A 13,642-nucleotide genomic window follows, 5' to 3' on the forward strand; every position below is an offset into this window, starting at 1 on the left:
ACTTGACAAAATGAGCATAGCTGTATTATACTTAATTGCACGAATAAAAAGGAAAGGGGTTTCTCATGACTAGTTACGAAAAAGTTGCCGCAGTTGTAAACTGGGTACGTGAAAAGAAAATCACTGGTTACCGTATCAGTAAAGAGACCAACGCTCGTGAAATGTCAGTTATCGCTCTTGCACAAGGACGTGCAAAAATCGACAACATCTCATTCGCGACAGCTTTGGGCTTGATTGATTTTTACGACAAAAACCACAAAAAATTTGAAAACTAATCTAGGTAAACTTACCTAGAAAAACAAGAAAGAGAGGTCTATGCCTCTCTTTTCTATTTGGAAAACAGTAAAAAAGTGCAAAAAATCACTACCTGTACTATACTGTAATTGAAATTTTTAAAGTTTAGGTGCTAGAACTGTTGCCTCAGTCCTAGCGCCTTTTCTTTTTGATTTTAGTTGAGTATAACACCGCAATCGGGGGAATAGAGTAGGATGGAAAAAGGGGGCCAACAAGATGTGTCCTGAAGGCAGTGACTCCCAGGCTTCATACTGTGGTAACAGGGGCCAGGTTTGCTTTGAAGTGTATTGGAGCCCAAAAAAATACCAGCTAGAGCTGGTATCAAGGCTTAACCGAGGAAACGTTTTAAGAATTCTTTGGTCCGTTCTTCCTGGGGATTTTCAAAGATTTGCTGTGGACTACCTTCTTCGGCAATGACACCCTTATCCATAAAGATGACACGGTCTGAAACATCACGGGCAAATTCCATTTCATGCGTAACGATAATCATAGTCAAGCCAGATTTTGCCAAATCCTGCATGGTTTTGAGCACCTCGCCGACCATTTCAGGGTCAAGAGCAGAGGTTGGCTCGTCAAAGAGAATGACTTCTGGGTCTACGGAAAGTGCACGAGCAATGGCTACCCGTTGCTTTTGTCCACCAGAGAGCTGGCTTGGTTTAGCGGCCCAGTATTGCTCGGTCATGCCGACCTTGTTGAGGTTGGCTTTGGCAATTTTCTCTGCTTCAGCGCGGTCACGTTTGAGAACGGTCGTTTGGGCCACGATAGCATTTTCCAAAACATTGAGGTTGTTGAAGAGATTAAAGGATTGGAAAACCATGCCTAATTTCTCACGGTAGGTGGTCAGGTCATAGCCCTTGGCCAAAACGTCTTGACCGTGGTAGAGGATGGTGCCTTCCGTCGGTGTTTCCAAAAGGTTGATAGAACGGAGGAAGGTTGATTTTCCAGAACCGGAAGAGCCGATAATGGAGATAACCTCGCCTTTTTCAACGGTTACTGAAATGTCCTTGAGGACTTGGTTTTGACCGTAGGATTTTTTCAGATTCTTGATTTCCAGGATGGTATTAGACATGTGGAACCTCCTCGATTTGCATTTGGTTGGCACCTGTCGTGTAATTGTCCATATCGAAACGTTTTTCGACAGAACGCAGGATGCGGGTTACAGTGAAGGTCAAGATGAAGTAGATAATGGCAATCACAGTGAAGGTTTGGAAATATTGGTAAGTCTGGGTCGCGACAGTATTTCCTGAGAAATAAAGCTCAACCACAGAGATAACGTTGAGGACAGATGTATCCTTGATATTGATGACAAATTCGTTACCAGTTGCTGGAAGAATGTTGCGGATAACCTGTGGCAAGACAATCTTACGCATGGTTTGATTGTGGGTAAATCCAAGCGCAGTTGCTGCTTCAAATTGCCCCTTGTCAACAGCGAAGATACCACCGCGGACAATTTCACTCATGTAGGCACCAGTGTTGATAGAAACGATGAAAATAGCTGCCAGAGTGCGGTCTAGGTTAAGCCCAAAGGCCTGGGCGGTACCGTAGTAGATAACCATAGATTGTACAATCATTGGGGTACCACGGAATACCTCGATGTAGATATTAATCAGCCAACCGAGAACTTTTTGTCCCATAGCAGCGACCTTGTTTTCAGCTTTTGGAGCAGTGCGGAAGACACCAATCAAAAGACCAATCAGCGTACCGATGATGGTACCCAAGATGGAAATCAAGAGGGTCATACCAGTTCCGCGTAGGAGTTGTTGCCAGTTGTTGACGATGATATTCCAGACCTGTGTAAAGAAGCTTGGTTGCGCGTCGGTTGCTTCTTCGACCGGCTGATTTTCAATCATATTGTCCATCAATGCAACTTGGTCGTCTTCAGAAATGGTCGCAAGGACTTGGTTGACCTGTGCAAGTCGTGCATCATCCTTACGCATACCGACTGCAATGGTCACGTCCTCGGCATTGGTTTCAAAACCTTCTGAAAGCTCGACCATCTTGAAAGCCTTATTAGCAGCCTCAGCGGTACGGCCTTCCGGACGCTCAGACACGTAGGCATCAATAATACCAGCCTCCAGGGCCTGACGAATTTGCGAGAAATCCCCCATGGCTGTCTGCTTGTTTGCGCCTTCGATCTGGTCAATCAGGTCGTAGAGGTAGACACCTTGTTGCGCAGTGATTTTTGCACCTGCAAAGTCAGCCAGTTTGCTGGCTGTTGCATATTGACTATCTGCACGAACTACCAATGTCGGAATGGAAGTGTAGTAGCTGTCAGAAAAGGCGATTTCTTTCTTGCGCTCTTCTGTTGGGCTCATCCCGGCGATGATCATGTCAATCTTACCAGAAGTCAATGCTGGAACCAGACCTTCCCACTTGGTTTTGACCACCAAGAGTTCCTTGTCCATGGATTCTGCAATTTTTTTGGCGATTTGCACGTCGTATCCGTTAGCGTATTGGTTGGTCCCTTCGATAGGGGCAGCACCATTACTGTCGTCTTCCTGGGTCCAGTTGAAAGGTGCATAGGCAGCTTCCATCCCGACACGCAGGTATTCATCTGCACGAACGCCTGTAGTGACTGAAAAAACAGCCAGTAGGGTCAGCAGGAAAATACTGAGTTTATGTTTCATAATATCTCCTTATAAAATGTATTGTACCATTGTATAAAAAATTCTGAAAAATTTCAATACGATTGCTTTTTTATTCACAATTATTGTATAAATGTTCTTTGAGCGATAGCATCAAACTATATTTGGCTCTTTATTTCTCTCATCTTTCGTGATTTGGCTCTTTATTTCTCTCATCTTTCGTGGTATAATGTCTAAAGTATCTAGAGCATGATTGGTTTTAAAGAATTAAAAGTATCTTTTATAAAAAAGTCCCTGGTGAGCAAGTTATCTCTTTCCTATGGTATCGCTCGCTGGTCAATGCAGGTTCTTAAAAGGAGTATCCTATGTTTATCGAATTATTGAAAGCCATTTTCTTAGGCATTGTTGAAGGAATTACGGAATGGTTGCCAGTTTCCTCTACTGGTCATTTGATTTTGGTCCAGGAATTTATTCAGTTCAACCAGTCGGATAGCTTTGTGGAGATGTTCAACATTGTTATCCAGTTGGGGGCGATTTTGGCCGTTATGACCATCTATTTCCATCGCCTTAATCCTTTCCAGCCTGGCAAAAGCAAGCGTGAGATTCAGTTGACCTGGCAGCTATGGGCCAAGGTTGTCATTGCTTGTATTCCATCCATCTTGGTGGCCCTGCCCTTTGATAGCTGGTTTGAGGCCCACTTCAACTTTATGGTGCCCATCGCCATTGCCTTGATTGTCTATGGTATTGCCTTTATCTGGATTGAAGAGCGCAATAAGAGAGTCCAGCCTACAGTGACGGACTTGGCGTCCATGCCTTATAAGACGGCTCTGTTTATCGGTCTCTTCCAGGTTTTGGCCATTATTCCAGGGACTAGCCGTTCTGGGGCGACAATTTTGGGGGCCATTATTCTTGGGACCAGTCGTTCGGTGGCAGCTGACTTTACCTTCTTCTTAGCCATTCCTACCATGTTTGGCTATAGCGGGCTCAAGGCGGTCAAGTATTTTATCGACGGCAATACGCTGGATTTTGAACAGGTCTTGATTCTCTTGGTCGCATCGGTAACGGCCTATCTTGTTTCTGTCGTTGTCATCCGGATGCTGACAGATTATGTGAAGAAACATGATTTTACAGTGTTTGGTTACTATCGGATTATCCTGGGGGCCATTCTATTGGTTTATTCTTTCTTGAAGTTTATTTCCTAAAAGCAGGCTGTCCTGCTTTTCTTTTGTTTTTCCGACGGCAATTTAGTATAATGGTGAGAGATTTGTATGAGAATGTGGCCTATTTGTTGGAAAATCTAGGCAGATGTATGAGGTAAGTATGAAAGTGAAACAAATTAGTGATTCGACCTTGAAAATCACTATTCTATTAGATGATTTGGAAGAAAGAGGCATGGAGATTGCGGATTTTCTTATGCCCCATGAGAAGACGGAGGAATTCTTTTATTCTGTTTTAGATGAATTGGAGTTGCCCCTGACATTTCGAGAAAGTGGCATGCTCAGTTTTCGCGTAACGCCCAAGCCTGACAAGGTCGATATTTTTGTAACCAAGTCAGAGATTGATAAGCACATCAACTTTGAGGACTTGGCTGACTTTGATAATCTCGATGAGGTCAGTCAGATGACGCCGGCGGATTTTCTTCAGTCTTTGGAGAAAACCCTGAAAGATAAGAGCGCCTATGACAAGGATGCGGTACAGCGTCTGGCAGATATAGAGGCTGAAGAAGAGGCAGAGCCCTATATCTACTACGTTCTGCACTTTGATCATTTGCACGAAGTGGTTCAATTCGCCCAGGCCATCGATGTGGATTTTGAAGAATCAGAGCTCTACAAGATGAACGATGACTACTTTATGACTGTCCTCTTGGATGTGAGTGACCGTTCCGCAGATTATCCAGATTACCTCCTGTCTAGAATGTTGGAGTACACGGACGACTCTACCGTGACCCGTCCTGTTCTGCAGGAACATGGCCAAGTCTTGTTGCCTCTAGCCGCTGTTGAGGAATTGAAGAAGGTAAGTCTTGCATGATGCCTTTTGCTTTGAAATATGTCCTCATCCTGATTGGAACCTTGATTACCTCGGTCATTCTGACGCCTCTGATCCGTTTTCTGGCTTTTAAAATTGGGGCGGTGGACCATCCAAATGCCCGCAGAATTAATAAGGTATCCATGCCAACGGCTGGTGGCCTAGCTATTTTTATCACCTTTTCGGCTGCGGTTCTCTTTTTTCTACCGCAAATCGTTACCTATGTGAGCCATAAGGGAACCTATTTTGACTACGTTCTTCCCTTGGTTCTGGCGAGTGGTATGGTGGTGGTGACAGGCTTGGTGGATGATATCAAGGAGCTCAGTCCTTTGCCCAAATTCCTTGGGATAACAGCTGCGGCCCTAGTCATTTGGTTCTTCACGGATTTCCATTTTGATGCCTTTAAACTGCCTTTTGGTGGCCCCTATATTGAGTTTCCGACCTGGTTGTCCTTTTTCCTCACCATGCTCTGGATTGTAGCCATTACCAATGCGGTTAATTTGATTGACGGCTTGGACGGGCTGGTTTCAGGGGTATCGATTATTTCGCTGACCACCATGGGCCTGGTTTCCTATTTCTTCCTGGTGGAGAGCGAGATTTATTTGACCTTGACCTTATTTGTCTTGGTTGTTGCGATTGTTGGGTTTCTGCCCTATAATTACAATCCGGCCATTATTTATCTTGGTGATACGGGAGCCCTCTTTATTGGCTTCATGATTGGTGTTTTGTCCCTCCAAGGTCTGAAAAATTCGACCGCTGTAGCTGTTGTGACGCCTATGATTATTCTTGGAGTACCGATTACAGATACGGTTGTGGCCATTATTCGTCGAACCCTGTCGGGCAAGAAAATTTATGAAGCAGACCGGATGCATCTCCACCATCGCCTCCTGTCCCTGGGTTTGACCCATCGGGGAACAGTCTTGGTTATCTATGGGATTTCCTTTTTATTCTCATTGATTTCCCTCTTGTTCAATGTGTCCAGTCGTGTCGGCGGTGTATTGTTGATCTTATCTGCAGGATTTGGCCTGGTTCTCTTTTGTGAACTCATCGGTATTTTCGGTGAAAATCGAACGCCCCTCCTCAATCTTCTGCGCTTTATTGGCAACAGTGGTTATCGACAGGAACGGGTGGCTGACTGGAAAGAAAAACGAATTATTCGGAGAAATCAGAAGAAAGATTAAGTCTAGAAACATGGAAAGAGCCGATTGGCTCTTTTTTTGATATACTATGATAGATACTGTTTATTAAAATTTCCAGACAATGAGATTTTATGTGCGTCAAGGGGGGAGCTGCCTGGGCAGTTTTTCCCAGCATGTATAAGGGACAGGACAGAAAAATAAAGGAGCATACCATGTCAGTATTAGAAATCAAAGACCTTCATGTGGAAATTGAAGGCAAGGAAATCCTCAAGGGTGTCAATTTGACCCTCAAAACAGGTGAAATTGCAGCCATCATGGGACCAAACGGTACCGGTAAATCAACCCTTTCAGCAGCCATCATGGGCAATCCAAGCTACGAAGTGACGCAAGGGGAAGTCCTCTTTGACGGTGTCAATATCTTGGAATTGGAAGTGGATGAGCGCGCTCGTATGGGTCTTTTCTTGGCCATGCAGTACCCATCTGAAATTCCGGGTATTACCAATGCAGAATTCCTCCGTGCAGCTATGAATGCTGGCAAGGAAGACGAGGACAAAATCAACGTCCGCGACTTCATCACCAAGTTGGACGAGAAAATGGAACTCCTCAATATGAAAGAGGAAATGGCTGAGCGTTACCTCAACGAAGGTTTCTCTGGTGGTGAGAAAAAACGCAACGAAATCCTGCAATTGCTCATGTTGGAGCCAACTTTTGCCCTTCTGGACGAAATTGACTCAGGTTTGGACATTGACGCCCTCAAGGTCGTATCAAAAGGCATCAACGCTATGCGTGGCGAAGGTTTTGGTGCCATGATTATCACCCACTACCAACGCCTGCTTAACTACATCACGCCTGATGTGGTCCATGTCATGATGGAAGGTCGTGTCGTCCTGTCAGGCGGCCCTGAATTGGCGCAACGCTTGGAAAAAGAAGGCTATGTTAAGGTAGCTGCTGAGCTTGGCATCGACTACAAAGAAGATGACATTTAAGTCTTTGGAGGAACCTATGACCAAAGAATTGATACAAGAATTTTCACTCCAACAGGCCGAGCCAATATGGTTGACAGACCTACGTTTGGCGGCTTTTGGGAAAATAGCAGAGCTGGACTTGCCAGTTATCGAGCGGGTAAAATTTCACCGTTGGAATTTGGGTGACGGCAGTTTAGCCATCAACGATGCAGTAGGAAACGTACCGGATTTCACAGCTCTAGGTGACAATCCTATGCTGGTGCAAGTCGGTAGCCAGACGCTTTTGGAACAATTACCAGCAGACCTTGTCGAAAAAGGAGTAGTCTTTACAGACTTCACTTCGGCTTTGGAAGTCATTCCGGATGTCATCGAGGAATACTTGGGCTCAGCAGTAGCCTACGACGAGCACAAATTGGCTGCCTACAATACAGCCTATTTCAACTCGACAGCCGTTCTTTACATTCCGGATAATGTTGAAATTGACCAGCCTGTCGAAGGTATTTTCTACCAAGACGCGACAAGTGGCGTGGCTTTTAACAAGCGCGTACTGATTATCGCAGGCAAGAACACCAAGCTCAATTATTTAGAACGATTTGAGAGCCTTGGCGACGACGCGGTGAAAACCTCTGCCAACATTGTGGTCGAAGTGATTGCCCAGGCAGGAAGCCAGATTAAGTTCTCAGCCATTGACCGCTTGGGGCAGCACCTGGATACCTATTTGACTCGCCGTGCGACCATTGGCAACGATGCCAGCGTGGACTGGGCCATTGGTCTCCTTAACAAAGGAAATGTCGTCGCTGACTTGGATGCAGACCTCAAGGGAAATGGTAGCCATGCTAATCTCAAGGTGGTCGGCCTGTCAGCTGGCCGTCAGGTTCAGGGTGTCGATACCCGCGTGACTAACTACGGCAATAATTCGGTCGGTCATATCCTGCAACACGGGGTTATTTTGGAAAGTGGTACTCTTACCTTTAACGGCATTGGACACATTATTCGTGGTGCCAAGGGAGCGGATGCCCAGCAGGAAAGCCGCGTCCTTATGCTGTCTGACAAGGCGCGTTCCGACGCTAACCCAATCCTTCTCATTGATGAGAATGAAGTCACGGCCGGTCACGCAGCTTCTATCGGTCAGGTGGACCCAGAGGATATGTATTATCTCATGAGTCGTGGTTTGGATCGCGCGACAGCCGAGCGTCTGGTCATCCGTGGGTTCTTGGGAGCTGTTATCACAGAAATCCCAGTCAAGGAAGTCCGCGACCAGATGATTGATGTGATTGAAGATAGCTTGTCAAAACGCTAAGATGAAACAAGGAAAGATTCAAGTTACATTAGAACCCCTTGCCAAGTCGGATTGGGATACGTTTATCCTGGCAAATCAAGTATCGTTTAACTTCGGAGCTTTGGAAGAATTAGGAGAACGCCATACCTTCTTCGAGGAGGAAGGCCAGGTCATAGCGCGTGAAACGGTTCTCATGTCTTTGGAACATGGACAAGCCTACTGGATAGTACTGGAAAATCAGCGAGTAGGCGGCCTTGTTCTCATCTTAGATGGTGAACAGGGAGAACTAGAAACCCTGTTTACTTCACCAGAAGTCCATGGCCGAGGCATTGGATTTGCGACCTGGCAAGTGGTGGAAGCGACCTTTCCACAGGTCAAGGTTTGGCAAACCATCACACCTTACTATGACCAACGCAATATCCATTTCTATGTCAATCGATGCGGTTTTCGCATTGTTGAATACTTCAATGCCTTCCATAAAGTAATGTTTTTGGAAGGGAAAGAGGAACAGGATATGCTGGAACAATTTCCACAGGGAGTTTTCCGCTTTGAAAAAAGGATAAAGAAGTGAGGGATAGTCATGTTAGAAGAGTGTAAATCAGATTTTCCCATCTTAGACCAAATTGTTAATGATGAGCCGCTGGTTTATCTGGATAATGCCGCAACGACGCAAAAGCCGCAGCAGGTATTGGATGTCTTGGCAGACTATTACCAGAAGGACAATGCCAATGTCCACCGTGGAGTGCATACCTTGTCTGAGCGCTCAACGGCCCGTTATGAGGCGGCACGCCAGACGGTAGCTGATTTTATCCGTGCTAAGTCTAGCAAGGAAATCCTCTTTACCCGAGGAACGACGACGGGGCTCAATTGGGTGGCTCAGTTTGCTAGAGATCTTCTCCAAGCAGACGACGAGGTCATCATTTCGGTTCAGGAGCACCATTCCAATATCATTCCTTGGCAGCAGGCCTGCCAGAAAACAGGGGCAAAGCTCCGCTATGTTACCTTGAAAAATGGCGAGCTCGACATGGACGTCCTGAAGGAAGTCCTGTCTGAAAAGACCAAGTTTGTCTCTCTAGCCCATATTTCCAATGTTTTGGGCTCAGTTGCGCCCATTAAGGAAATAGCAGAGCTGGTGCACGCGGTCGGTGCCTACTTGGTAGTGGACGGTGCCCAATCAACTCCGCATATGGCTATTGATGTGCAAGATTTGGACGTAGATTTCTTTGCCTTCTCAGGGCACAAGATGTTAGGACCAACCGGTATTGGCATCCTCTATGGCAAACAAGAACTGCTAGAACAAATGTCTCCTGTCGAATTCGGGGGTGAAATGATTGAATTTGTCTATGAACAATACGCAACTTGGAAGGAACTGCCTTGGAAATTCGAAGCGGGGACACCTAATATTGCGGGTGCTATCGGACTTGCAGCTGCCATTGATTACTTAAATGACATTGGTATGGAGCATGTCCAGCAGCACGAGGAAGAATTGATTGCTTATATCTGGCCAAAATTGCAGGCCATTCCCGGCTTGACCATTTATGGCAGTCAGGATCTATCCAAGCGGACAGGGGTTATTGCCTTTAACTTGGACAACTTGCATCCACACGATGTGGCAACCGCTCTGGACTATGAAGGAGTTGCTGTGCGGGCTGGCCACCATTGTGCCCAACCGCTTCTCAGGTATTTGCAGGTACCAGCCACCGTTCGAGCAAGTTTTTACATCTACAATACCAAGGCTGACTGCGACAAGTTGGTCGAGGCAATTATCAAGACAAAGGAGTTTTTCAATGGCCCTATCTAGATTAGACTCTCTTTATATGGCAGTTGTGTCTGAGCACTCCAAGTCGCCTCGTCACCGCGGAAGTTTGGACGGAGTGGAAAAGTTGGAACTCCACAACCCAACCTGTGGCGATGTGATTGAACTATCAGTCAAGATTGAAAAAGATGTGATTACCGATATTGCTTTTGACGGAGTTGGCTGTACCATTTCAACCGCATCAGCTTCTATGATGACTGAAGCAGTGCTTGGCAAAGAAATCAGTCAGATTCAAGAACTAGCAGAAATTTTCTCACAAATGGTCCAAGGCCAAGAAGATGAACGTCAGAAGGAACTAGGAGACGCCTCCCTCCTCGCGGGTGTTGCCAAATTCCCCCAACGTATCAAGTGTGCCACATTACCGTGGAATGCCATTAAGAAAGCACTGGAACGAAGTGAAGGTGCGGACTGAGCACCATCGAATAAACAAAAAATGAAAATCATACAGAAAGGATTGTTCAGTTTCTGATTGGAATTGAACAGGCCCAGCAAGCTTTGAGGAAAGCGTAATAGCATTCTCATACTTTTTGGGCTTAGTATCTTATATTATGTCAGAAGAAAGAATTGAACCAACCCCGATTGATCTTGGGGAATACAAATTCGGTTTCCATGATGAAAATGTGGAACTGGTGGCATCGACTGGTAAGGGCTTGAGCGAAGAAGTCATTCGTCAAATGTCCCGTATCAAAGGCGAGCCTGAATGGATGTTGGAATTCCGTTTGAAATCCTACGAAACCTTCAAGAAAATGCCTATGCAGACTTGGGGAGCCGACTTGTCTGAACTGGATTTTGATGATATTGTTTATTATCAAAAGCCGTCGGATAAGCCAGCACGTAGCTGGGATGATGTACCGGACAAAATCAAGGAAACCTTTGAACGCATCGGTATCCCAGAAGCTGAGCGTGCTTACCTGGCAGGTGCTTCTGCCCAGTACGAATCAGAAGTGGTTTATCACAACATGAAGGAAGAGTACGACAAGCACGGTATTATCTTTACAGATACTGACACGGCTCTCAAGGAACACCCAGAACTCTTCAAAAAATACTTTGGAAAACTTGTTCCGCCGTCAGACAATAAACTCGCTGCCCTCAACTCAGCGGTTTGGTCAGGTGGCACCTTCATCTATGTACCAAAAGGTGTCAAGCTGGATATTCCACTCCAAACCTACTTCCGTATCAACAATGAAGGAACAGGGCAGTTCGAACGCACTCTCATCATCGTGGACGAAGGAGCAAGTGTCCACTACGTAGAAGGCTGTACAGCTCCGACCTACTCAACAGCGAGTCTCCATGCAGCGATTGTAGAAATCATTGCCCACGAAGGTGCCTACATGCGTTACACGACCATTCAAAACTGGTCTGACAACGTTTATAACTTGGTAACCAAGCGTGCTCGTGCTGAGAAAAATGCCACAGTTGAGTGGATTGACGGAAACCTTGGTGCCAAAACGACCATGAAATACCCTGCGGTTTACCTAGAAGGTGAAGGGGCACGTGGAACCATGTTGTCCATTGCCTTTGCCAATAAAGGTCAAGTCCAGGACACCGGTGCTAAGATGATTCACAACGCCCCACGCACCTCATCTTCTATCGTGTCTAAATCCATTGCCCGTGGTGGTGGAGAAGTCAACTACCGCGGTCAAGTGACTTTTGCTAAAAACTCAGCCAAGTCAATCAGCCACATCGAGTGTGACACCATTATCATGGATGATATTTCCAAGTCAGACACCATTCCATTTAATGAAATCCACAACTCACAAGTGGCCCTCGAACACGAAGCCAAAGTCTCAAAAATCTCAGAAGAACAACTCTACTACCTCATGAGCCGAGGCCTATCCGAATCCGAAGCCACAGAGATGATTGTCATGGGCTTTGTCGAACCATTCACAAAAGAACTCCCAATGGAATACGCAGTCGAACTCAACAGACTGATTGCCTATGAGATGGAGGGGTCGGTTGGTTAGATTTTTGGCAATTTAGCAAACATGAGTTTGCTAAAAGCCAAAAAATCTCCAACCGACGTTGGAAATAGAGAGCGACGGCAGTCGCTCTTCTTTATAATCTTATAACAATTCCATTCCTTCCACGCTCGTCGTTTTCTGTAAGAAAACGATATGTAGCTAGGAGTTTCGTAGAAACTCTCTCCAACTGAAGTTGGAGATAAGGACTTGCGGTAGCGAGTCCACATTATAATAAAGTATACAACACATCCAAAGTAGCTTTAGGGCTACTTTTTGCATTGGTCCTCCCACCAAGGATTCTTAAAATAGGGAATCCTATCTAGCAACCATTAAAATTCAAAAAGCGAACAAGTTAGTATTCTGATAGTCAGAAAATCTAATCTTGATCGCTTTTTATTCTTTATATGATTGAGACAGGCTCTTTTTCAGCCGAGGTTTGCCAATAATTATAAATTTATAATCTCTTCTTCTGGAATTCCGTAGTCTTCTAGCATCTGCAACATCTTCTCGAAGCCCAGTTGAAAATGTTCCAAGACATGTCCGTCGGAGCCCAGAGAATAGCGGTGGCAACCTAGTTCTTTGACCAATTGAAGAGCGTAACGGTACAGTTCTTCGTGGTGATAGAGGTAGATGCTCTTGGCATTGAGTTCAAAGGCTAAATCATGCGCTATCATTTTCTTGAAAATGCGGATGAGCTGAGGCTCAAAAGTCTCTAGTTCTTGAACAGTCACATCAAAGAGGCGGAAACCGTAGTCAAAATGCGCCAAGACGTCAGCTGGAACCCGTCCGACGGCATATTCCAAGCGGTCCAAATAATCGGTCATGACCGCCATCTTGTCCATATCTGCCACTTCTTCGTCTAGATAATCGTTAACTCCGTTGTGATGGACGGATAATAATTTGAGGTCGAAGTCTTTGTCTGCTAAGTAGGCTAGAATATCGGTTTCCCGCGGTTGGAAATAGCCGATTTCAATGCCTTTCTTGATGCGCTTACCATAGTCTTCATTAAGCACAGCAATTTCTTGGGAATAGGCCTCATAATCAGGAATATCATCCTGCTTGCTATAGGGATTGGACAAATCAAAATGCTCCGTCGTCACGATTTCGCCGCTGTAACGCTCAAGATAATCTTGAAATCGCGCCTTGGAATCGTAGGAGTGGTGGGTATGCAGGTGGTTGTCTCTCATGGTGATTCTCCTTTCTTTCTATTGTAACAAAATCGCTTTTGAGCGACAAGTTCGGAAATCAAGGGGAATGGAATAAAAAAATCTGATAATTCTTGCAATTTATCAAAAATTTGGTAAAATAGTACAAAATATAAAGCGATGAGAGAAACAATCCCAGACCATTCTTCAGAGAGTATCTAGTTGCTGAAAGGATACATCGGTTTGGGCACACATTCTTGAGTGCAATTGCCAACGGTGTTGAACCTAGTAGTGATTGACGTCTGTCTACGTTACGGACTGAAGTCTTTGACTTCCTGAGGGATATACGGCGACGTATGTCTGAATGAAGGTGGAACCACGTGTAAGCGTCCTGAAACAAGGATCTTGCGCGTGTTTTTTTTATCGTTTGAGA

At 45.4% G+C, this 13,642-nt stretch carries 13 protein-coding genes; 10 read left to right on the top strand and 3 right to left on the bottom strand.

The features are described from left to right. Positions 1 to 65 precede the first annotated feature (65 nt). Positions 66 to 275 carry a hypothetical protein gene (locus tag ACHBID_RS03625; protein WP_024391394.1) on the top strand — a complete coding sequence of 70 codons (210 nt, stop codon included), beginning with the start codon at positions 66 to 68 and terminating at the stop codon, positions 273 to 275. A gap of 347 nt (positions 276 to 622) precedes the next feature. Here the strand turns inward: ACHBID_RS03625 and ACHBID_RS03630 are convergent, their stop codons facing one another. Then, a complete protein-coding gene (locus ACHBID_RS03630) occupies positions 623 to 1,363 on the bottom strand; it encodes an amino acid ABC transporter ATP-binding protein (protein WP_394731649.1) in 741 nt (246 codons plus the stop codon). Beyond that, on the bottom strand, positions 1,356 to 2,921 hold the full coding sequence (locus tag ACHBID_RS03635; RefSeq protein ID WP_394731650.1) for an ABC transporter substrate-binding protein/permease: 1,566 nt from the start codon (positions 2,919 to 2,921) through the stop codon (positions 1,356 to 1,358). Before ACHBID_RS03635 ends, ACHBID_RS03630 begins: the two co-directional genes overlap by 8 nt. Before the next feature lie 323 nt (positions 2,922 to 3,244). On the opposite strand from ACHBID_RS03635, the gene ACHBID_RS03640 reads away from it, so the two are divergent. From ACHBID_RS03640 to sufB, 9 genes are all read left to right on the top strand, one after another. Continuing rightward, positions 3,245 to 4,081, top strand: coding sequence for an undecaprenyl-diphosphate phosphatase (locus ACHBID_RS03640; protein WP_105111541.1), 837 nt, complete (start codon positions 3,245 to 3,247; stop codon positions 4,079 to 4,081). Positions 4,082 to 4,199: 118 nt separating this feature from the next. Further along, positions 4,200 to 4,907 carry an adaptor protein MecA gene (mecA, locus tag ACHBID_RS03645; RefSeq protein ID WP_172068288.1) on the top strand — a complete coding sequence of 236 codons (708 nt, stop codon included), beginning with the start codon at positions 4,200 to 4,202 and terminating at the stop codon, positions 4,905 to 4,907. Further along, on the top strand, positions 4,904 to 6,085 hold the full coding sequence (locus ACHBID_RS03650; protein ID WP_105122912.1) for a glycosyltransferase family 4 protein: 1,182 nt from the start codon (positions 4,904 to 4,906) through the stop codon (positions 6,083 to 6,085). The genes mecA and ACHBID_RS03650 overlap by 4 nt, the downstream gene beginning before the upstream one ends. Before the next feature lie 170 nt (positions 6,086 to 6,255). Next, a complete protein-coding gene (sufC, locus tag ACHBID_RS03655) occupies positions 6,256 to 7,029 on the top strand; it encodes a Fe-S cluster assembly ATPase SufC (protein WP_105111544.1) in 774 nt (257 codons plus the stop codon). 16 nt (positions 7,030 to 7,045) lie between these two features. Then, positions 7,046 to 8,308 carry a Fe-S cluster assembly protein SufD gene (gene sufD / locus ACHBID_RS03660; RefSeq protein WP_394731651.1) on the top strand — a complete coding sequence of 421 codons (1,263 nt, stop codon included), beginning with the start codon at positions 7,046 to 7,048 and terminating at the stop codon, positions 8,306 to 8,308. A gap of 1 nt (position 8,309) precedes the next feature. Further along, positions 8,310 to 8,858 (top strand): GNAT family N-acetyltransferase, encoded by a 549-nt coding sequence (locus ACHBID_RS03665; protein WP_172096318.1) that lies wholly within the window; start codon positions 8,310 to 8,312, stop codon positions 8,856 to 8,858. Positions 8,859 to 8,867: 9 nt separating this feature from the next. Continuing rightward, positions 8,868 to 10,088, top strand: coding sequence for a cysteine desulfurase (locus ACHBID_RS03670; RefSeq protein WP_394731652.1), 1,221 nt, complete (start codon positions 8,868 to 8,870; stop codon positions 10,086 to 10,088). After that, on the top strand, positions 10,075 to 10,515 hold the full coding sequence (gene sufU / locus ACHBID_RS03675; RefSeq protein ID WP_394731654.1) for a Fe-S cluster assembly sulfur transfer protein SufU: 441 nt from the start codon (positions 10,075 to 10,077) through the stop codon (positions 10,513 to 10,515). The genes ACHBID_RS03670 and sufU overlap by 14 nt, the downstream gene beginning before the upstream one ends. A 136-nt stretch (positions 10,516 to 10,651) precedes the next feature. Then, the gene (sufB, locus tag ACHBID_RS03680) at positions 10,652 to 12,067 is read left to right on the top strand and encodes a Fe-S cluster assembly protein SufB (RefSeq protein ID WP_394719364.1); all 1,416 of its coding nucleotides are present in this window, start codon (positions 10,652 to 10,654) and stop codon (positions 12,065 to 12,067) included. Between the two features lie 443 nt (positions 12,068 to 12,510). Here the strand turns inward: sufB and ACHBID_RS03685 are convergent, their stop codons facing one another. Then, entirely contained in the window at positions 12,511 to 13,251 is a 741-nt protein-coding gene (locus tag ACHBID_RS03685; protein ID WP_172022413.1) for a PHP domain-containing protein, read from the bottom strand. Between the last annotated feature and the right edge of the window lie 391 nt (positions 13,252 to 13,642).

It is taken from the genome of Streptococcus sp. A25, from assembly GCF_043674095.1.
In the GTDB taxonomy this organism is placed as follows: domain Bacteria; phylum Bacillota; class Bacilli; order Lactobacillales; family Streptococcaceae; genus Streptococcus; species Streptococcus suis_V.

What these genes read in the sequence shown, in the direction of transcription:
- ACHBID_RS03625 (WP_024391394.1), top strand. Translation starts at nt 66, where the DNA reads ATGACTAGTTACGAAAAAGTTGCCGCAGTTGTAAACTGGGTACGTGAA.
- ACHBID_RS03630 (WP_394731649.1), bottom strand. Translation starts at nt 1,363, where the DNA reads ATGTCTAATACCATCCTGGAAATCAAGAATCTGAAAAAATCCTACGGT.
- ACHBID_RS03635 (WP_394731650.1), bottom strand. Translation starts at nt 2,921, where the DNA reads ATGAAACATAAACTCAGTATTTTCCTGCTGACCCTACTGGCTGTTTTT.
- ACHBID_RS03640 (WP_105111541.1), top strand. Translation starts at nt 3,245, where the DNA reads ATGTTTATCGAATTATTGAAAGCCATTTTCTTAGGCATTGTTGAAGGA.
- mecA (WP_172068288.1), top strand. Translation starts at nt 4,200, where the DNA reads ATGAAAGTGAAACAAATTAGTGATTCGACCTTGAAAATCACTATTCTA.
- ACHBID_RS03650 (WP_105122912.1), top strand. Translation starts at nt 4,904, where the DNA reads ATGATGCCTTTTGCTTTGAAATATGTCCTCATCCTGATTGGAACCTTG.
- sufC (WP_105111544.1), top strand. Translation starts at nt 6,256, where the DNA reads ATGTCAGTATTAGAAATCAAAGACCTTCATGTGGAAATTGAAGGCAAG.
- sufD (WP_394731651.1), top strand. Translation starts at nt 7,046, where the DNA reads ATGACCAAAGAATTGATACAAGAATTTTCACTCCAACAGGCCGAGCCA.
- ACHBID_RS03665 (WP_172096318.1), top strand. Translation starts at nt 8,310, where the DNA reads ATGAAACAAGGAAAGATTCAAGTTACATTAGAACCCCTTGCCAAGTCG.
- ACHBID_RS03670 (WP_394731652.1), top strand. Translation starts at nt 8,868, where the DNA reads ATGTTAGAAGAGTGTAAATCAGATTTTCCCATCTTAGACCAAATTGTT.
- sufU (WP_394731654.1), top strand. Translation starts at nt 10,075, where the DNA reads ATGGCCCTATCTAGATTAGACTCTCTTTATATGGCAGTTGTGTCTGAG.
- sufB (WP_394719364.1), top strand. Translation starts at nt 10,652, where the DNA reads ATGTCAGAAGAAAGAATTGAACCAACCCCGATTGATCTTGGGGAATAC.
- ACHBID_RS03685 (WP_172022413.1), bottom strand. Translation starts at nt 13,251, where the DNA reads ATGAGAGACAACCACCTGCATACCCACCACTCCTACGATTCCAAGGCG.